This window comes from Brenneria sp. L3-3C-1 (assembly GCF_016456245.1).
GTDB lineage: Bacteria > Pseudomonadota > Gammaproteobacteria > Enterobacterales > Enterobacteriaceae > Brenneria.
In genome coordinates, this window is sequence record NZ_JAEMHF010000006.1 from 1 (window position 1) to 18,524 (window position 18,524).

15 protein-coding genes are annotated in these 18,524 nt (G+C 55.5%); 11 read left to right on the forward strand and 4 right to left on the reverse strand.

Features of this window, described 5'->3' with window-relative positions; all coding sequences use genetic code 11:
• On the forward strand, positions 1 to 203 hold a 203-nt coding region (locus JG725_RS12800; protein ID WP_255556159.1), incomplete at its 5' end, for a Gfo/Idh/MocA family oxidoreductase.
• Positions 204 to 377: 174 nt separating this feature from the next.
• Positions 378 to 1,319 carry a sugar phosphate isomerase/epimerase gene (locus JG725_RS12805; RefSeq protein WP_172290851.1) on the forward strand — a complete coding sequence of 314 codons (942 nt, stop codon included), beginning with the start codon at positions 378 to 380 and terminating at the stop codon, positions 1,317 to 1,319.
• A 263-nt stretch (positions 1,320 to 1,582) separates the two neighbouring features.
• Here the strand turns inward: JG725_RS12805 and JG725_RS12810 are convergent, their stop codons facing one another.
• The 3 genes from JG725_RS12810 to JG725_RS12820 form a co-directional block, all read right to left on the reverse strand.
• Entirely contained in the window at positions 1,583 to 2,410 is an 828-nt protein-coding gene (locus JG725_RS12810) for a carbohydrate ABC transporter permease (RefSeq protein ID WP_199378332.1), read from the reverse strand.
• Positions 2,407 to 3,315 (reverse strand): carbohydrate ABC transporter permease, encoded by a 909-nt coding sequence (locus JG725_RS12815; protein WP_199378334.1) that lies wholly within the window; start codon positions 3,313 to 3,315, stop codon positions 2,407 to 2,409. The genes JG725_RS12810 and JG725_RS12815 overlap by 4 nt, the downstream gene beginning before the upstream one ends.
• Before the next feature lie 239 nt (positions 3,316 to 3,554).
• Positions 3,555 to 4,841: an ABC transporter substrate-binding protein gene (locus JG725_RS12820; protein ID WP_199378336.1), complete on the reverse strand. Its 1,287-nt coding sequence runs from the start codon at positions 4,839 to 4,841 to the stop codon at positions 3,555 to 3,557.
• Positions 4,842 to 5,184: 343 nt separating this feature from the next.
• On the opposite strand from JG725_RS12820, the gene JG725_RS12825 reads away from it, so the two are divergent.
• From JG725_RS12825 to ahpF, 6 genes are all read left to right on the forward strand, one after another.
• On the forward strand, positions 5,185 to 6,348 hold the full coding sequence (locus JG725_RS12825) for an ROK family transcriptional regulator (protein ID WP_199378338.1): 1,164 nt from the start codon (positions 5,185 to 5,187) through the stop codon (positions 6,346 to 6,348).
• Positions 6,349 to 6,382: 34 nt separating this feature from the next.
• Positions 6,383 to 7,873, forward strand: a complete 1,491-nt coding sequence (locus JG725_RS12830; protein ID WP_199378340.1) for a M81 family metallopeptidase — start codon at positions 6,383 to 6,385, stop codon at positions 7,871 to 7,873.
• 13 nt (positions 7,874 to 7,886) lie between these two features.
• On the forward strand, positions 7,887 to 9,257 hold the full coding sequence (locus JG725_RS12835) for an aminopeptidase P family N-terminal domain-containing protein (RefSeq protein WP_172290846.1): 1,371 nt from the start codon (positions 7,887 to 7,889) through the stop codon (positions 9,255 to 9,257).
• 69 nt (positions 9,258 to 9,326) lie between these two features.
• On the forward strand, positions 9,327 to 10,454 hold the full coding sequence (locus JG725_RS12840; RefSeq protein ID WP_172290845.1) for an ABC transporter ATP-binding protein: 1,128 nt from the start codon (positions 9,327 to 9,329) through the stop codon (positions 10,452 to 10,454).
• Between the two features lie 283 nt (positions 10,455 to 10,737).
• A complete protein-coding gene (gene ahpC / locus JG725_RS12845; RefSeq protein WP_172290844.1) occupies positions 10,738 to 11,301 on the forward strand; it encodes an alkyl hydroperoxide reductase subunit C in 564 nt (187 codons plus the stop codon).
• Positions 11,302 to 11,373: 72 nt separating this feature from the next.
• A complete protein-coding gene (gene ahpF / locus JG725_RS12850; RefSeq protein ID WP_172290843.1) occupies positions 11,374 to 12,942 on the forward strand; it encodes an alkyl hydroperoxide reductase subunit F in 1,569 nt (522 codons plus the stop codon).
• 575 nt (positions 12,943 to 13,517) lie between these two features.
• On the opposite strand, the gene queG is transcribed toward ahpF, so the two are convergent.
• On the reverse strand, positions 13,518 to 14,657 hold the full coding sequence (gene queG / locus JG725_RS12855) for a tRNA epoxyqueuosine(34) reductase QueG (RefSeq protein WP_199378342.1): 1,140 nt from the start codon (positions 14,655 to 14,657) through the stop codon (positions 13,518 to 13,520).
• A gap of 168 nt (positions 14,658 to 14,825) precedes the next feature.
• On the opposite strand from queG, the gene nnr reads away from it, so the two are divergent.
• From nnr to amiB, 3 genes are read left to right on the forward strand one after another with little or no spacing between them, the layout of a single operon-like run.
• On the forward strand, positions 14,826 to 16,352 hold the full coding sequence (gene nnr, locus JG725_RS12860) for a bifunctional ADP-dependent NAD(P)H-hydrate dehydratase/NAD(P)H-hydrate epimerase (RefSeq protein ID WP_199378344.1): 1,527 nt from the start codon (positions 14,826 to 14,828) through the stop codon (positions 16,350 to 16,352).
• Positions 16,349 to 16,828 (forward strand): tRNA (adenosine(37)-N6)-threonylcarbamoyltransferase complex ATPase subunit type 1 TsaE, encoded by a 480-nt coding sequence (gene tsaE / locus JG725_RS12865; protein ID WP_199378346.1) that lies wholly within the window; start codon positions 16,349 to 16,351, stop codon positions 16,826 to 16,828. The genes nnr and tsaE overlap by 4 nt, the downstream gene beginning before the upstream one ends.
• A complete protein-coding gene (gene amiB / locus JG725_RS12870; protein WP_199378348.1) occupies positions 16,825 to 18,513 on the forward strand; it encodes an N-acetylmuramoyl-L-alanine amidase AmiB in 1,689 nt (562 codons plus the stop codon). The genes tsaE and amiB overlap by 4 nt, the downstream gene beginning before the upstream one ends.
• Positions 18,514 to 18,524 lie beyond the last annotated feature (11 nt).

Genomic DNA, 18,524 nt, shown 5'->3' on the forward strand with positions numbered 1-18,524 from the left:
TGCATACCGAAGGGTTGGCGGAATCCTGGGCGAATATCTACCTGCAATGCGCCATCGCCATCCACGCTAAACGGACGGGCGATACCGCGACGCTGGAGAAATTAATCTATCCCAATATCGATGCCGGTCTGGAAGGGGTGCGCTGGATTGAGAATTGCGTACGTTCCGCCAATGACGGTTCAACCTGGGTGAATTTTGAATAAAAACAAAAGGAAACGTTCTTTCCGCACCGGCAAATCCGGGCATTTTCCGTAGTGGCCGAAATGAAAGAACTTATCGGCAGTTTGAAAAAACATAACACCATTTTGTTCGTTCAAGAGCCTGGCTGACTCAGGTCTGCCAGACGTAAACATGATTCATCGCATAAAGGATTGATTATGAAACTTGCATTGTGTACCGACGTTTTGGCGAATTTGTCTTTCACGGAGATGCTGGATCGGGTGAAAGGCTATGGTCTTACCGGGGTTGAAATGACGGCGGGGGGCTGGGCATCTTGCCCGCATGTCAAAACCAATGAATTGCTGGAGTCTCCGGAAAAACTTGCCGCTTTCCGTAAGGAACTGGAAAAGCGGGATATGGAAATTGCCGCGCTGAACTGTTCCGGTAATCCGCTTGCGCCGGGTAAGCTGGGTGAAACACATACCGCGAGCAGCTATAAGGCGGTTGAGCTGGCTGGCAAGCTGGGGGTGAAAAAAATAGTCATGATGAGCGGTCTGCCCGGTGGCGGGCCCGATGACAAAATTCCGAACTGGATCACCTCGACGATTTCCTGGCCGGATTACATGCCGGGCGTGATCGAGTATCAGTGGAATGAAGTTGCCATTCCCTGGTGGAAGAAGTTTGCCGAGCATGCAAAACAACATGGCGTAGAGAAAATCGCTCTGGAAGAGTTTCCATGCCAGTTGGTTTACAACCCCTCGACATTGTTACGGCTGCGCGATGCGGTCGGCGACATTATCGGCATGAATCTGGATCCGTCGCACCTGATCGCCATGGGAGCCGATCCTATTGCGGCAGCGCGAAAACTGGAAGGGGCCGTTTTCCACGTGCATGGGAAAGATGCGCGTATCGAGAGAGGTCTGGCCGATATTGACGGATTGATGGAATACCAGCCGGTGACCGAATCAAAAACCCGTACCTGGAACTATGTGGCTGTCGGCTGCGGCAAGGATTTACTGTGGTGGAAGGAGTTCTTTTCCGTATTGAGCATGACCGGCTATAACGACTGGGTATCGTTGGAAATGGAGGATCTGACCATGTCCGTCGAGGCTGGTATTGAGACCTCAATCCAGGCTCTGCAACAATCCATCAGTCGATAAATTGTTGGGATAGCGCAAGCTTACCCACCCGCTTTGATTCTCAGGCGTGATTGCAGACTGTTTTCATCTGCAATCACGCATCATGCGGGAGGGCTATCTTGATTTTTAAGCAAGGAAGCTTACCCAAGTTATTGCATTTTCCCCTCATTACTTTCATCTGATGATATTCCGACAGGTGTTATTCCATCGTCCGGCGTCTGCTTTATGGAACAGGGTATAACCAAGAAGCTGATAGTCCGGGTAAAAAACTTCAGGGAATGAGGTTATTTGGAATTGCCCCCCAGTAACCCCCGCACGAACGCTTTCTGGAAACAGAGAAACACTAGCAGTATCGGCAATACTGAAATCAGCGCTGATGCCATCAGTGCGCCGTAATCCACCTGAATGGCGCTGACAAAACCATTGAGCTTTGCGGTTACCGGCATGGTGCTGTCGTTGTTGGTCAGCGTCATGGCAAACAGCAGATCGTTCCAGATAGAGCGGCTTTGCACTATGGTCAGCGCGGCGATGCCCGACAGGGAGGCCGGTAGCAAGATCTTGAAAAAATAGCCGGTCGGTCCGCAGCCATCCAACTGCGCCGCTTCAAAAATTGAACGCGGGACAGTGGCAAAGAAATTGCGCATAAAAAATGTGCAGATCGGTACGCCATAGGCAGTATGCACCAGCCACAGTCCGGCAATTTGGTTATACAGGCCGAGTTGACGCATCATGAAAAATACCGGGATTTGCACAATCTGGTAAGGCACGAACATGCCGCTTAGTAAAAACAGATAAATCCAGCGGCTGCTTTTTATTGGCAGCATCGATAAGGGGAAGGCGGCGATACAGCCTATCAGTACCGACAACAGAATCGCCGGTAGGGTGATCTTGATGCTATTAAACAGGCTACCGCTGATCTGCTGCCAGCCAGTGGAAAAGTTGCCGCTATACCAGGAGGCGGGGAGAGCCAATACGTCCATCAGCTCAGCCGGAGTTTTCAACGCCGCGCTTACTGCCAGCATCAGCGGCAGTGCAAAAAGCAGCGCCAGCAGCGTCGCCGCGGTATAGCGCAACAGACGCAGCGGTTTGATCGAAAACATTATCGATGTCATTCGCTCAAATCCTCCACCCGACGGGTGATATAGATGATATAGGGCAGGATCAGTAAAGCGGCCAACAGCAGTTGGCACACGCCAATAGCGCTGGCCATGCCCATCTTGAACTGGCCGAAAGCGACATCGTAGAGTTGAGTGGCCAGCACCTCGGAGGCGCGTGCCGGTCCGCCGCCGGTCACCGACCAGATAATATCAAACAGCCGCATGGCATCGATGCCGAAAATGCCCATCACCAGAATAGTCGAAGGCCACAGCTGCGGAACAATGATGTGCCAGAAAATCCCCCAGTGCGACGCGCCATCCACTCGTGCCGCCTCCAGGTATTCATAGGGAATATTGCGCAATCCGGCTAGAAAAACGATAAAGGCAAAGCCAGTACCGGACCACAGCGCGGCCAGCATCACCGACAGATTGACGATAGCCGGATCCCCGAGCCAGTTCTGTATTTGGTCGGGGAAACCCAGGCCGGCAATCACCGCGTTGAACAGTCCGCCATCCGGCAGGTATAGCCAGCGCCAGATGGCGGCCACCGCCACTGGCGTAAAAATATAGGGAATAAAGAACGCTAGCTTAAACAGGCTTTCGCCACGCAGTTTGCCATCCACCAATAAGGCGAGTCCGAGTCCTAACAAACTGGGCACTATCAGGTAGAAGGCCAACCAGGCAATGTTGTTCAACACGGCGTTATGAAAACGCGTTTGAGCCAGCAGGGTGGCGTAATTATCCAGCCCGACGAAACGCTGGCGTGGGGACAGGCCGTCCCAGTCGTGCAACGATAAATTAAGCGTATAAATAGTGGGGTATATATAGGAGGCGACAAATAACACGACCGGCAGCAATAAAAACAGGCTGTAGGTCAGATTGCGTCGCCGCCGGGCGGAAAGGCTGTGTAAAAATGGCATGGTGTTATCGCAGCTCCTCGACAGGGCGGACTGATAAGCCCCCTGGTGTTATGCGCCCGGCGTGGGCGCAGTCAGATGACCGCCCCTATGCCGATTCTAAAAACAGGCCTCGGCCTTTTGGTCTTTCGTGTGTTTCCTTTGGCAGGGAGTGATGCGATCGGCGCCGCTATTACGGTTCAGTCCGCCTCTCCCTTACTTTCTTTTTGACCGATGGTAGAGACACCCGTCGGCCCTATGGGTTACCACTTAACGAACCGGCCTTCTTCCTTAAGCATTTTTCGTTGCTGCTCCAGCGTGTCCAACATGGTATCCAGCGCTCGCGGGCTGGGATTTTGCGCATAAGCGGCTATCTGATTGCCCAGTTCTTCCCCCAACTCCACCGGTAGGAGAAACTTGAAGTTGGGCAGTACTTTATTCTGCTGGTTGGACTGTTGCACTTCTCGCCAGGTTTTCTTGCCGATGGTGTCGTAGATACTGTCATCCACCGCCATGTTGGCGGTAATCGAGCCTTTGGGGGCGTTGAAGGCCCGCTGGCCTTCGGCGCTGGCGGCCGCCAGCAGGAAGTTTTTCCCGGCCCGGTTCTTGGCCTCGTCGCCGGTATCGGCGTGAGTCATCACGTCCACTTGTACCACGGTGGCGCCATCGAGTCCCGGTGCCGGGAAAAAGTCGAAATCAATCCCCGGCTTCATCCCCTTGTCTTTCAGATAGGAAGCAACCCAGTCCCCCATCTGATACATGGCAACCTTACCCTGGGCCAAGCGGTCGGCGGCGCTGGGCCATGTGTAACCGCTCCAGCTTTTCATGTAATTCTTGGCATACATCTCTGTAAACAGGGCAAAAGCCTTATGTACTTCGGGGCTGTTAAATGGTATGTCGCCGCTGGCCAATCGGTAGTAGCCATCGGTACCCAGCGTGGAAATCAGCGGTGCGTACAGGTTATAGGTGGTCCAGTTGTTGCCTGAGGCGTTGGCCAGCGCCTCATAGCCGGCGTCTTGCAATACTTTGCTGACGGCGGCAAATTCTTCCCAGTTTTTGGGCGGCGCCAGTTTGAGTTTGTCAAAAATTTGCTTGTTATAGAAAACGTTGCTGACAGTGTGCATATTGAGCGGAATACCATAATGCTTGCCATTAAAGGTCACCACCCGAGCGAGTCCTTCAGGAAATATCTTATCGCCATTCACCTGCTGCCAGATATCGTCTATCGGCGTCAGCCGGTCGCTATCGACAAAATTTTTCAGTTCCTGTCCCAGCGCACTTTGCCAGGCAACCGGAATGTTGCCGCCCATAAAGCCCACCTGCAATGCCTGGCGCATTTCGGTGGTGTTGCCGGAGATGACTCGCTGTTTGATGGGCGTATCCGGGTAGTGTTGATTGGATACCTCCATTAATCCCTCGATGGCCGTCAACTCTGTCCCTGCGCCCCAGTAGGTCCAGATCTCGCTGGCGGGAGCAGCCTGTGCCGGGGCGGCGGTAAACGCGCAAGTGGTAATCAGGGTGGCCGTGGCCAGAGTGATGCCAGACTTCATGATAGAGATCTCCTGAGTTAACAATCGATGGACAAGCGCTGAATTAATAATTCTTAGTCACAAACATAAAGTATGCAATCGAAGCTCGAAGAGTCAATTGACGGACCATAGCGTTTGCTTATTTTCGGTTAAAGAGTGGTGAGCAGAATTTTTTATCAGCAAGTGATAGTGATGTATTTGGGTTTTTAGATAATAACCTGGAGCTTAAATCCATTATGAATATAAAAATCAGCATTTAATTCTTATTGATGATTGTGAGTGCTTTCTGTACATGTTGACTTATCGACAATGGCTTTTTATTTTGTTTGATATTCAAACTTAAATACCACTCAAGCGGGGAATCATGAATCCTACTTATCTGCGTCAGTTTCATGCTTCGCAGGTCTTTCACGCTTTGCGCGCGCATCCGAATATTTCTCAGCGCGAACTGTGCGCCCTGACCGGATGCGATAAATCCACCGTATCGGTGATCATCAAACGCTTCGAGGCAGTAGGACTGATTGAGCGGACGCAAGGGCAACCCCAGGGCACGCGTGGTCGTCCCCAGGAGTGCTTGCGCATTTCCATGAATAGCGGGTTCCTGCTCGGTGTGCACCTGGAATTTGAACAGCTGATGTTGGTGCTGGCGACTCTGGATGGCCAACCGTTGGACAGTTGGCAAGGACCATTGCCTGCTGTTCCCGAAGAGTTGAGGCCGCAGTTGGCCGAGGGCGTCTCGGTCATGATGCGGCGTCAGCAGCGGCCGGCCTCAGAGATCCGCAGCATCGGGGTGTGCCTGCCCGGACTGGTGGGGATGGGCGGAGGACTAATCTATTCCCCCAATCTGGGATGGCGTGATGTAGATGTAGTTGCGCTGCTGGCGTCCCATCTGCCGGCGCCGGTACAGGCGGACAACGACACCAATGCCGCCACCTTGGCTGAGCATCTGTTTGGCGACTGTGCCGGCATTGACGACTTTCTGCTGATTGAAGGCGGTGCAGGCATTGGTGGCGGACTATTCATGGATGGCAGGGTCTATCGCGGCAAAAACGGCTTTGCCGGTGAACTGGGTCACCAGAAAGTGATAGCCAACGGACACCCCTGTAGCTGCGGAGCAATGGGCTGCCTGGCCGCCTATGTGTCGCAGGGTGGGCTGTTGACGCGCGCCGCACATTGCGTACCGGGCATTGCTTCGTTAGAGGATTTACAGGAGGCCGCCGCCGCCGGTAACCGCGGGATACTGGGATTGCTGGATGAGTCTGGCGGTTATGTCGGTTTGGTATTGTCGAATCTGATTAATGCTATGAACCCGCCGGCGGTGGTGCTGAGCGGTACGCTGGCGCGTCTATGGCCCTGGCTAGAAGCCGGCGTGCGCCGCTCGCTGAGTGAAAACGCCCTGCCGGCGCCGCTCGCTCAGGTCGATATCGTTATCTCCCGCCTTAGCGCCGCTCCGGTGCCGTTAGGCGGGGTTGCGCTGGCGCTGGAGGGCTTCACCAGCCTGGATGCTCCCGATGCTCTGTTCGGTTAATACCGTCACTACTGACCAAAAGGAAACAGGATTTATGAAACGCATTGCTGTACTGGGTATCTCTTATGAGGCGTTACTGCGCTCTCCGGTGCCGACCGAGACCATGGAGATCCAGCGTGGGCGAGATATGCTTGGCGCCGGTTTGTGGCTGGTGCGTGGTATAGAGCAGCGCCTGAATGAAGAGAGCGACGTGGAAATAGTGCCGATTCTGTGGGCCACCGCGCTGCCCGGCGGCGGTTTTACCGCGGAGATTTACCAGCAGGTAAAAGCGGAATGTCTGCAAGGATTGCGTAATGCCGGACCATTGGATGGTGTGGTGCTGGCGAACCACGGGGCAATGGAGGTACACGGCCTGAGTTGCCATGCCGATACTGATTTTGCGATGGCGGTGCGTGAAGCGGTCGGCCCGCAAGCGATCATTACGGTAGCACTGGATCTGCATGGTCATATCACACAGCAGATGCTGGCGGTGGTGGATGCTATTAGCGCCCTGCGAACCGCACCGCACCGTGACGATCAGGAAACCGGTTATCGCGCCGCTCACCAACTGATACAAATTCTGCAAAGCGGTCGGCGGCCTAAAATCGCCGCAGTGCGCATCCCGATGCTGATCCCTGGCGAGCAATCGGTGACCACTACCTCCCCGGGCAAAGAACTGTATGCTCGCCTGCCGGAAATCAATGCGCTGCCGGGCATCATGGACGCGAATATACTGGTTGGCTTCGCCTGGAACGATCGTCCATGGGTGGGCATGACCGCTTATGTGACCGCACAAGGGGATCTGGCGCTGGCTACCCGTCAGGCGCAACAGTTGGCCGAAGATATCTGGGCGCGTCGGCGGGATTTTATCCTGCGTATGGAAACCGCCGGAGTGGTGGAGGGACTCCGCCGTGCTGCCGAAGCCCGTGAACGTCCGTTGTTTCTATCTGATTCCGGCGACAACACCACCGCCGGCGCTTACGGGGATTTGACCACCGTGCTACAGGCGGTGCTGGCCGAACCAGCACTTACCGATGTGGTGGTCGCGGGTATCACGGCGCCCGGCATTGTGCAGCAATGCCGTCAGGCTGGGATCGGAGCCATCGTACAACTAACGCTCGGGGCGGAACATCGATCGGCGCCCAAAACCGCACGGCAGGTCAGCGCGGTGGTGGAGGCGGTAGATGACGAGTTACGACCCGACGGCTTCCAGCCTTATTTACGTGAAAGCGCTGCATGGGCACGGGTGCGTATCGACCATGTACTGGTCACGTTCCATGCCGCGTCCATCGGTATCACTACGCCGGCTCATTTCACCATGATGGGAATCGATCCTCTGGCTCATCAGGCTTATGTGGTCAAACTGGGTTATCTGCATCCGCAGTTAGAGGACATCTCCGCCCGCCATATTCTGCTGATGAGCGACGGTGCCGCCAATCTGGATGTGTGCCGATTGCCTTTCAGCCAGGTGCCGCGCCCGGTTTGGCCGCTGGACCCCGAAGGGCAGTGGTCCGCCGCCGCCAATACCTACACCACCCCAGACTGAGGAAGCATCCCTTATGCGTAAACTGAATTTGCGTACCGTCACCTTGCCGGATTTTGGTCTGCCGGAAACGGCGCCGGCGATCCCCCCTGAGATTTATGCGGCACGTTGCCAGAAGGCCTGGCACGCAGCCGGCTGCGACTGGCTGGTGGTGTATGCCGATCGTGAGCATCTGGCCAATATCGCGTTCTTATCCGGCTTCGAGCCGCGTTTCGAGGAGGCGCTGTTGTTGCTCGGTCCTGGTGAACGTCGCATCGTTATTACCGGCAATGAGAGTCAGAGCTATGTATCCCGCGCCGGCTTGACCAACATAGAGGTGCTGTTGTGTCAGTCCATGAGTCTGCTGGGTCAGGATCGTAGCCAACAGCCAGACCTGGTGGCGGTACTGCGTCAGGCTGGACTGACGCCGGGTCAACGTGCCGGGCTGGTGGGCTGGAAATATCTGCTGGCAGAGGAATGGCAGGCGCCGCTGCCCACGTTTCACGCTTCGGCGCTGGTGGTGGATGCACTGAGAGCGGTTCTGGGGGATGCCCAGGCGTTGACTGACGTCACGCCGGTGCTGATGCACCCGGAAACCGGCTTGCGAGCTGTGGTGGATGTGCACCAGATAGCCGCTCAGGAATGGGGGGCGGCCCGGGCTTCGGCCGCCGTATGGCGTATGGTCAGCGGCGCACGTCCGGGTGAGAGTGAGTTGTCCGCCGCCGCGCGCATGGGCTATGCCGGAGAAGTGCTGAGCGCCCATGTCATGTTCTCCTCCAGTCGTCCCGGAGAGGGACCGGTGGTAGGGTTGGCCAGCCCCGGCGGGCGGCGGCTGGCCGAGGGCGACGGCGTGACCACGGCGGTGAGTTACTGGGGCGGCCTGTCGTCCCGCGCCGGTCTGCTGGCAACCGAGAACGACATGTTTACCGGTATCGCCAAGGCCTATTTCCACGGACTGCTGACCTGGTATGAAACTGCGGATATTGGCGTCAGTGGTGATGAACTGTTCGGCCGGGTTACTGACGCGCTGGCGCAGGGGGGACTGAGTTCGGCGTTGAATCCCGGCCATCTGGTGGGGCATGACGAATGGGTCAACACCCCGGTTCGGTTGGGTTCGACAGAGCGCATCCATTCTGGTATGCCGTTTCAGGTAGATGTGATTCCGACACCGGTGCCAGAAGGCTGGGCGCTTAACTGCGAGGACGCCGTCACTTTCGCTGACGCCGAGCTGTGCCGTGAGCTCAGTCAGCACTATCCTGCCGTATGGCAACGTATTGAAGCGCGACGCCACTTTATGCGGCATGAGCTGGGTGTCAGCCTGCGGCCTTCGATACTGCCTTTGTCCAACACGCCGCTGTGTCTGGCGCCCTGTTGGTTGGCCGCCGACCAACTGCTGGTATGTGAGTAGGTTCGCTTTGTTGCCGGCCCGGTTACGGGACGGCGTATCAAATGAAATAACTTTACGGGAACGGTTTTTATGGCGAAAGTATCACTCCACCAGGTAGAAAAGCACTATGAGGGTTATCATGCTGTGCGCGGTATCAGCCTGGACATTCCCGATCACGCCTTTGTGGTGCTGGTGGGGCCTTCCGGTTGCGGTAAGTCCACCACGCTCAGGATGATCGCCGGACTGGAAGAGATAAGCTCGGGTGAGATCCGCATCGGCGATCGGGCGGTCAATCAATTACCGCCGGGAGAGCGGGACATCGCGATGGTGTTCCAGAACTATGCGCTATATCCTCATATGACGGTGCGTCAAAATATTGCTTTCGGTCTGAAACAGCGGCGTCTGCCGGCATTGGAGATCGCCAGACGTATTGATGAAATCGCCGCCATATTGAAGATTGAAACCTTACTCGATCGCAAACCGCGCGCGTTGTCCGGCGGACAACGTCAACGGGTGGCGATGGGCCGGGCGATGGTGCGCAATCCGGCGCTGTTCTTGTTCGACGAGCCGCTCTCCAATCTGGATGCCAGCCTGCGGGTGCGTATGCGTACCGAAATCAAGAGGCTGCACCAGGCCGTACCGACCACCACCATTTATGTGACCCATGATCAGACGGAGGCGATGACCCTGGCTGATATCGTCGTGGTGATGAACGGCGGCCGCATTGAGCAATCCGGCCCGCCGCAGCACCTGTATCATTTTCCCGATACCCGCTTTGTGGCCGGTTTTATCGGCTCTCCGGCGATGAATTTCTTTCCGGCCACGTTGACCTTCCGCGATGAAACGCCGACTCTGTCGCTTCCGGGCGACATCACGTTGCCGTTGCCGCGAACTCTGGCGGCAGCCTCCCTTGCCGGGGAGAAACTGACGGTAGGCATTCGCCCTGAGCACTGGGCGCTGAGCGGTGACGAGGCGGCCTGCCTGCCGGTGACTATTGATGTGGTTGAACCGCTCGGTCAGGAGACGCTGGTTTATTTCCGTCATACTGGCGAAGATTACTGTGTGCGGCTGGACGCCAGCTTCAGCGGTGCACCGGGAGAGATGCTGAAGCTTTATCCCTGTCTGGATAAGATCCACCTATTTGAACAGGAGAGTGGACGGCGTGTGGCGGGGGATTATTTTCGGCTCAAAAACGTCTTTAATACATCGGGCAATTAAACGAACCGGTATCCCCAGACTTGTCGGTGTTCGGTCATCAACTGAATGGCGAAATAGATGCCGTAGCCTTGAAGTAGCTTGCCGTCCCTGCCGCGAGCATCTTCTCTGCATTGAAATCCCCCCGTTCTCCCTCAATCGCTTAGCGCCGCACTATGCCGATGCCACAATTTTACCTATCGCCAAGTAAGGTATTACTTATCGATTCGATAAAGACAACAGATTGGTGATCAAGGTCACACTTCTATACCTTATTCCCCAAGCCAACACATATGAGGATAAAGTGATGTCAGTAATCAATACCCAAGTTAAACCATTCAAAAACATGGCCTTTAAAGACGGTAAATTCATCGAAGTGACCGAAAAGGACATTGAAGGCAAATGGAGCGTGTTCTTCTTTTATCCAGCTGACTTTACGTTTGTCTGCCCGACCGAACTGGGCGATGTGGCTGACTACTACGACGAATTCCAGGCGCGTGGCGTGGAGATCTACTCTGTTTCCACCGACACCCACTTTACGCACAAAGCGTGGCACAGCAGTTCTGAAACCATCGCCAAAATCAAATACACCATGATTGGCGACCCGACCGGCCAACTGACCCGCAACTTTGACAACCTGCGTGAAGCGGAAGGTCTGGCTGACCGCGGAACGTTCATCGTTGACCCGCAGGGCATCATTCAGGCGGTGGAAATCACTGCCGAAGGCATCGGCCGCGATGCATCCGACCTGCTGCGTAAGGTGAAAGCCGCTCAGTATGTTGCCGCTCACCCCGGTGAAGTTTGCCCGGCCAAATGGAAAGAAGGTGAAGCGACGCTGGCGCCGTCTCTGGATCTGGTCGGTAAAATCTAAGTCCGGCCCCGCTGAGATAGTGATGTTTATATCGGGTGCCAGGCACCCGATTTTTTGCACTAAGGATTACCGATGCTCGACAATACAATGAAAGTCCAGTTAAAAGCCTATCTGGAAAAATTAACCAAACCTGTTGAGTTGATTGCGACTCTGGATGAATCAGCTAAATCGTCTGAAGTAAGAGAGTTACTGACCGAGATCGCTGGGTTATCCGAACAGGTTAGCTTTGTTGAAAACAATGACCTGGCAGTGCGTAAACCCTCATTCCTGATAACCAACCCAGGTTCTCAAAGCGGCCCGCGTTTTGCCGGCGCACCGATGGGTCACGAGTTTACCTCGCTGATTCTGGCGCTGTTGCAGGTGGGCGGTCATCCGTCGAAAGAAGCGAAAGAATTACTCGATCAAATTCGCCATCTTGATGGTAAGTTCCAGTTTGAAACCTATTACTCGCTGTCCTGCCACAACTGTCCGGATGTGGTGCAGGCGCTGAATTTAATGGCCGTTCTGAACCCGAACATTAGCCACACCGCGATTGACGGCGGCGTGTTTCAGGACGAGATCCAAAGTCGTAACGTCATGGGCGTGCCGACCATATTCCTTAACGGCGAACATTTCAGCCAGGGCCGCATGACTCTCGGCGAGATCGTCACCAGGATTGATACCGGCGCTGGCGCCAAACAGGTTGAGAAACTGAACCAGCGCGACGTATATGATGTGTTGATTATCGGCAGCGGCCCGGCAGGCGCGGCGGCGGCGGTATATTCAGCGCGCAAGGGGATTCGCACCGGATTGATGGGCGAGCGTTTCGGCGGCCAGGTACTGGATACCGTGGACATCGAAAACTACATTTCCGTGCCGAAAACCGAAGGCGCCAAACTGGCGACCGCGTTGAAGAGCCACGTTGACGACTACGACGTAGACGTTATCGACGCGCAGAGCGCGGAAGCGCTGATCCCGGCCAGCGAACCGGGCAAGCCGCACCAGGTCATTACGGTATCCGGCGCCACGCTCAAATCACGTAGCGTGATTATCGCCACCGGCGCACGCTGGAGAAACATGAACGTGCCCGGTGAAGATCAGTACCGTACGCGCGGCGTCACCTACTGCCCGCACTGTGACGGCCCGCTGTTCAAAGGCAAGCATGTGGCGGTGATTGGCGGCGGCAACTCCGGCGTGGAAGCGGCCATTGATTTAGCCGGTGTGGTGAAACATGTGACTCTGCTTGAGTTTGCGCCAGAATTGAAGGCGGACTCGGTATTGCAGGAGAAAGTACGCAGCCTGCCGAATGTCGATATCATTCTGAACGCGCAGACCACGGAAGTGAAGGGCGACGGCCAGAAAGTGACCGGGTTGAGCTACAAGGATCGCGTCAGCGATACGCAGCACGAGTTGCCGCTGGAAGGGATCTTCGTCCAGATCGGTCTGTTGCCGAATACCCACTGGCTGGAAGGCACGGTAGCCAGAAACCGGATCGGTGAAATTGAAATTGACGCCAAGTGCGAAACCAGCGTCAAAGGCGTATTTGCCGCCGGCGACTGCACCACGGTGCCGTACAAACAGATCATCATCGCCACCGGGGAAGGCGCGAAAGCTTCACTGAGCGCGTTTGATTATCTGATCAGAACTCAGCCGACCGCATGAGTTCGACCCTGGCGGCGGAGTACCGCCGGTAGGGTTTTTCACCGTCATATCCAGATACGGCGGGATAAGATATTCCCGCCGTATCTTCCGAATAATCAGACTTTTCCGTACCAACCCATTGAGCGATGCTGAATGGGTTTTTTGCCGTTCTGGGTTGCTAAAAAATGTGATGCAGGGCTTGCCAAAGGACGATAACAAATTCATAATGCTGTCCACTCTTCGCATCAGGCAGGGAAATTGTTTTAATCGAAGCGTTCAACTGTTAATGCTTAGACCCCTCGCTGTATTTGCTTTTGTGGTTATTTTTTTCATCGGTTACTACTCTTTTTTCATTAATCCACATAAAAAATCATATTTTTTTGAACAGACTTATCCACAGGTTGCCGATGGGTTCTGCATTCGCGCGCTTATCCGGCGGACAACGCTTCATTTTCTATTGCATTGATATTTATAGATAAAAATTACTTATAAAACGTTATCACGATCGCTTGTACTTTTTGTGGCAGTTGATTGTCAAAGACTTTTTATATTTATGCACAGGCTGGGCGACAAATTGATACATAACGTCTGATGGCTTATGCATCGCGCGGCAATCCTTTCTCTACCGCACGAACCAGTCTTTTTTTCTGAGATGATTGCACCTCAATTTCCTGTGATGCACGGCGCATCAACTGCTGCTGAATGGCCCAAAGGATATGTTCATCCAAAAGCTCGCTCTCCCCGAGCCGGCTTTGCAGCGTCAGGACGATCCGATCCAGATAAGGCGCATTGCCCAATGCCACGGCAATATTCCGCAGCCATCGAATATGGCCGATACGCCGAATAGCCGAACCTTCGGTAATGCGCAGGAATTCTTCCTCATTCCAACTGAACAAATCCAGTAATTCCGGGGTATGCAGCGCGGCCCGCGGGCTGAAATCCGCTTCGTCGGTCAACTGCGAAAAACGGTTCCACGGGCAAATTAACTGGCAGTCATCGCAACCGTATATGCGGTTGCCCATCAGCGGGCGAAATTGTTCCGGGATCGGGCCTTCCAGTTCGATCGTCAGGTAGGAAATACAGCGCCGGGCATCCACGGTATAGGGCGCGACAATCGCCCCGGTAGGGCAGGTGGTCATGCAGGCGACGCAGCGGCCGCACTGCTCTTCCTGCGGTTGGTCGACAGGCAACGGCAAGTCAATCAGCAATTCGCCGAGAAAGAACCAGGAGCCTGATTCCCTGTTTAATAAAAGTGAGTGTTTACCAACCCATCCAAGCCCGGCTTTAGCCGCCAGCGGGCGTTCCATAATCGGCGCGGAGTCGACGAACGGACGGAAGTTCAGCTCCCCGCAATACTGCTGAATCTGCTCGCCGAGCTTTTTCAGACGCTGGCGCAGCAATTTGTGGTAATCGCGACCCAGCGCATAGCGGCTGACATACCCCAACTGAGGGTTTTTCAATGTACTGGCGAACGCCGCTTTAGCCGGGAGATAATTCATGCGCACGCTGATCACCCGCAGCGTACCGGGAAGAAGTTCATGCGGACGCGCCCGCAGCATGCCGTGACGCGCCATCCATTCCATTTCGCCGTGATATTGCTTATCCAGCCAGGCCTGTAATTTTACTTCTTCAGCAGACAAGTCGGTGTCGCAAATCCCCACCTGCTGGAAGCCCAGATCTTGACCCCATTGCTTGATAAGTTGTGCTAATTCACTGAGATCGTAGGGGTATGTCATGACGAACCGTAAAAGGAATAAAGACGTGTTTATTTTACCACATTCCTTTTTATCCATCGCCGTTCTGCTGATTTGACAACATCCCGCGTGAGGCCGGCGCTAAGTCTGGTAGTTGCTCCGGTTGCTTGCTAAGTTGGAAGCATCCAGTAAAACCCTAAGGGGGAAGCGATGTCTGAGCAAAAAAAGTATCGAACAGACGCTTTACCACATTCAGTTTTCCGGGCCGAATGGGTGCGCGCTGAAGAAGCCGCCGCGGCCGGCGAAGCCGGAGTATCATTGAATACATTAATGCAGCGTGCGGGAGAGGCGGCTTTTCAGGTCGCGCGTCGCTATTATCCTTCTGCCCGGCACTGGTTGATTCTCGCCGGACACGGAAATAACGGCGGTGACGGTTACGTGGTCGCCTCGCTGGCGCTGGCCGCGGGGATCACGCCGCATGTGATCGTCTGTACCGGGCAACGCCCTTTGCCCGAGGAAGCGCAGGCCGCGCGTCAGGCGTGGCTGGCTCAGGGCGGGGATGTTCATGACGCTGACGAAGTATGGCCGGAAAGCGTCGATCTGATTATTGACGGATTGCTGGGCACCGGCCTGACCGCCGCGCCGCGTTCGCCCTATGACAGGTTAATTACTCAGGCAAACGTTCATTCCGCCCCGGTTGTCGCGCTGGATATTCCTTCCGGATTAAACGCGGAAACCGGGGGATGCGCGGGCGAGGCTATTCGTGCGGCGCACACGGTGACGTTTATCGCCCTGAAGCCGGGATTGTTGACGGGAAACGCCCGCGATTGCGTAGGGCGGCTACACTATAATGCGTTAGGGTTATCTGCGTGGATAAGCGGAAAAACTGCGCCGATCCGGCGGCTATCAGGCACGTTGTTGAGCGAATGGTTAAAACCCCGGCGTCCGGGCGCACACAAAGGCGATAACGGCCGATTGCTGATTGTCGGCGGTAATTACGGCATGGGCGGCGCGATGTTTATGGCGGGAGAGGCCGCTCTGCGCAGCGGGGCCGGCTTGGTGCGAGTGCTTACTCACAAACAATACCTGGCGGCGTTGCTGACGGCGCGCCCTGAACTGATGGTGCAGGAACTGACGGGGGAGAGCTTACGACACGGGCTGGAATGGGCGGATGTCGTGGTGATTGGGCCGGGACTGGGGCAGGATGAATGGGGGAAAAATGCGCTGCGATTAGCAGAAAATTGTAACAAACCCATGTTATGGGATGCTGATGCGCTTAACCTGCTGGCAATCAATCCGCATAAACGGCAAAATCGCGTGTTAACCCCGCATCCCGGAGAGGCGGCCCGTTTATTGAATTGCCGTGTGTCTGAAATTGAAAGCGATCGCTTACTTGCGGCTCAAAAACTGGTAAAACGCTATGGCGGCATCGTGGTATTAAAAGGCGCAGGTACGGTGATTGCCGATGAACAGGGCCAATTGGCGATTGCGGATGTGGGAAACCCCGGTATGGCGACCGGCGGCATGGGAGATGTGTTGTCGGGAATTATCGGCGGTTTGCTGGCGCAGAAGCTCTCGCTGTATGATGCCGCCTGTGCGGGGTGTGTGATACACGGTGCGGCGGCTGACCAGTTGGCGGTACAGCGAGGAACCCGAGGTATGCTGGCAACCGATTTGATGCCGGTGTTGTCTCAGTATGTCAATCCCGAATGGATACCCGTAGAAAAGACAGAATGAAAAAAATTGCGTTCCCTCTGCCGGATGAGGCAGCAACCCTCGCATTAGGCGCCGCGTTGGCTAAAGTCTGTGAATCTGCCTGCGTTGTGCATTTATATGGCGATCTCGGCGCCGGAAAAACGACGTTCAGCCGTGGTTTTGTGCAGGCGTTGGGTCATCAGGGAAATGTGAAAAGCCCGACGTATACCTTAGTCGAACCTTATGCGTTATCGCCGCTGGCGGTATATCATTTCGATCTTTATCGCCTTGCCGATCCGGAAGAGCTGGAATTTATGGGTATTCGTGATTATCTGGTTCAGGATGCTATCTGCCTGATTGAATGGCCCCAGCAGGGGGCGGGCGTATTGCCTTCAGCCGATCTTGAACTGCATCTGCGCTATCGGGAACAAGGGCGGCAGGCGGATCTCTCCGCCGTATCGGCGCAGGGAGAGGCCATTCTGCAACGGCTGGCCGAGCGGACAGGGACAACGCCATGATGAATCGCATTCTCACGCTGTTCGCCTGCGTCTGGCTGATGCTGGCGGGAACCGGTTGGGCGGCCAATCTGTCTGATATTAAAGTGGATAATGCCGCCGCTCAGGCAACGGTCAGCCTGACTTTTAGCGAGCAGCCTATCTATGCATTCTTCCCGCTCAATAATCCTGAGCGGGTAGTGATTGATATTCGCCAGACGGCGCTGATTCAAGGACTGCCGCTGGATTTCAGCGGGCAAAATCTGATTAAGCGCATTCGCACCAGCAATGCGCAGGATGCGCAAAGCATACGTTTGGTGCTGGATTTGACGCAGCCCGCCAGGACGCGGGCGGTCACGCAGAAGACCGGCTCGGGGTATAGCGTGGTCTTTACGGTCAGCGGCGATAAACCCAGAGCGGTGGCGCAGAAAAGCGCGCCGGCGGCGCCCAGTCAGCCGCGGCCGGCGACGAGCGAGCCGAAGAAGAATCCGTTTAATAATAAAACGACGGTCGTGGTGAATAGCAACGCCTCAGCCCGAACGCCCGCGCGGGCGACGGGGAACAGTGAACGCGTGGTGGTGGCCATTGATGCCGGACACGGCGGACAGGATCCCGGCGCCATCGGCCAGAATGGGCTGCGCGAGAAAAACGTCACCATTGCGATTTCACGTAAGTTGCAGGCGTTGCTGAATCGCGACCCTGCCTTTAAGCCGGTGTTGACCCGCGACGGTGATTATTTTATCTCGGTGATGGGGCGCTCGGATGTCGCGCGTAAACAGGGCGCCAATATTCTGGTCTCAATTCATGCGGACGCCGCGCCGAATCGTAGCGCGACCGGGGCGTCGGTATGGGTATTGTCCAATCGCCGGGCAAACAGCGAAATGGCGACCTGGCTGGAACAGCATGAGAAACAATCCGAACTGTTGGGCGGCGCCGGCGATTTATTGGCAAACAACAATGCCGATCCCTATCTGAGCCAGGCGGTGCTGGATCTGCAATTCGGGCACTCGCAGCGCGTCGGTTATGACGTCGCCACCAAGGTATTGCAAGAGCTTCAGCGCGTCGGCGGACTGCATAAGCGCCGTCCGGAGCACGCCAGTCTGGGCGTGTTGCGTTCGCCCGATATTCCTTCATTGCTGGTTGAAACCGGGTTTATCAGTAACGCGGCGGAAGAGCGGTTGCTGGGCAGCAATGATTATCAGGAGAAAATCGCCAACGCGATTTATCAGGGGCTGAGAAGTTATTTCCAGACGCACCCGCTGCAATCTGTCCCAAAGCCGGAAAGTCGCTCGGTTCAGTCGTCAGCGACGAATAAAAGCGCGACCGGCGCCGCGACTGAAAAGAAAAGCGGGAGTAATAGCACCGCAACCACCCGCCATACCGTGGTGCGCGGCGAAACGCTGTCAGCTATCGCAACGCGCTACGGCGTGAGCATGGCATCGATCCGCGAACTGAATAAGCTGAACAAGGATATCGTTTGGATCGGGCAACGTTTAACCATCCCGGCGGCAGGCGCCAAATCGCCGTCGCCGGTTTCGACGGCCAGCGCGAAAAAAGCCGCGCCCGTGAAGCATAAAGTGGTGCGGGGCGATAGCCTGAGTGCGATTGCCGCTCGTTATGGTGTCAGCATGAAAGAGATCCAGCAGGTCAATGCGATGAACTCGGGCAATGTACAACTGGGCCAGACGTTGATTATTCCGTCCGCATGAGCTGATGTTTT

Excerpts from the sequence above, each read along its gene's own strand:
- JG725_RS12805 (WP_172290851.1), top strand. The coding sequence starts at position 378 with ATGAAACTTGCATTGTGTACCGACGTTTTGGCGAATTTGTCTTTCACG.
- JG725_RS12810 (WP_199378332.1), bottom strand. The coding sequence starts at position 2,410 with ATGACATCGATAATGTTTTCGATCAAACCGCTGCGTCTGTTGCGCTAT.
- JG725_RS12815 (WP_199378334.1), bottom strand. The coding sequence starts at position 3,315 with ATGCCATTTTTACACAGCCTTTCCGCCCGGCGGCGACGCAATCTGACC.
- JG725_RS12820 (WP_199378336.1), bottom strand. The coding sequence starts at position 4,841 with ATGAAGTCTGGCATCACTCTGGCCACGGCCACCCTGATTACCACTTGC.
- JG725_RS12825 (WP_199378338.1), top strand. The coding sequence starts at position 5,185 with ATGAATCCTACTTATCTGCGTCAGTTTCATGCTTCGCAGGTCTTTCAC.
- JG725_RS12830 (WP_199378340.1), top strand. The coding sequence starts at position 6,383 with ATGAAACGCATTGCTGTACTGGGTATCTCTTATGAGGCGTTACTGCGC.
- JG725_RS12835 (WP_172290846.1), top strand. The coding sequence starts at position 7,887 with ATGCGTAAACTGAATTTGCGTACCGTCACCTTGCCGGATTTTGGTCTG.
- JG725_RS12840 (WP_172290845.1), top strand. The coding sequence starts at position 9,327 with ATGGCGAAAGTATCACTCCACCAGGTAGAAAAGCACTATGAGGGTTAT.
- ahpC (WP_172290844.1), top strand. The coding sequence starts at position 10,738 with ATGTCAGTAATCAATACCCAAGTTAAACCATTCAAAAACATGGCCTTT.
- ahpF (WP_172290843.1), top strand. The coding sequence starts at position 11,374 with ATGCTCGACAATACAATGAAAGTCCAGTTAAAAGCCTATCTGGAAAAA.
- queG (WP_199378342.1), bottom strand. The coding sequence starts at position 14,657 with ATGACATACCCCTACGATCTCAGTGAATTAGCACAACTTATCAAGCAA.
- nnr (WP_199378344.1), top strand. The coding sequence starts at position 14,826 with ATGTCTGAGCAAAAAAAGTATCGAACAGACGCTTTACCACATTCAGTT.
- tsaE (WP_199378346.1), top strand. The coding sequence starts at position 16,349 with ATGAAAAAAATTGCGTTCCCTCTGCCGGATGAGGCAGCAACCCTCGCA.
- amiB (WP_199378348.1), top strand. The coding sequence starts at position 16,825 with ATGATGAATCGCATTCTCACGCTGTTCGCCTGCGTCTGGCTGATGCTG.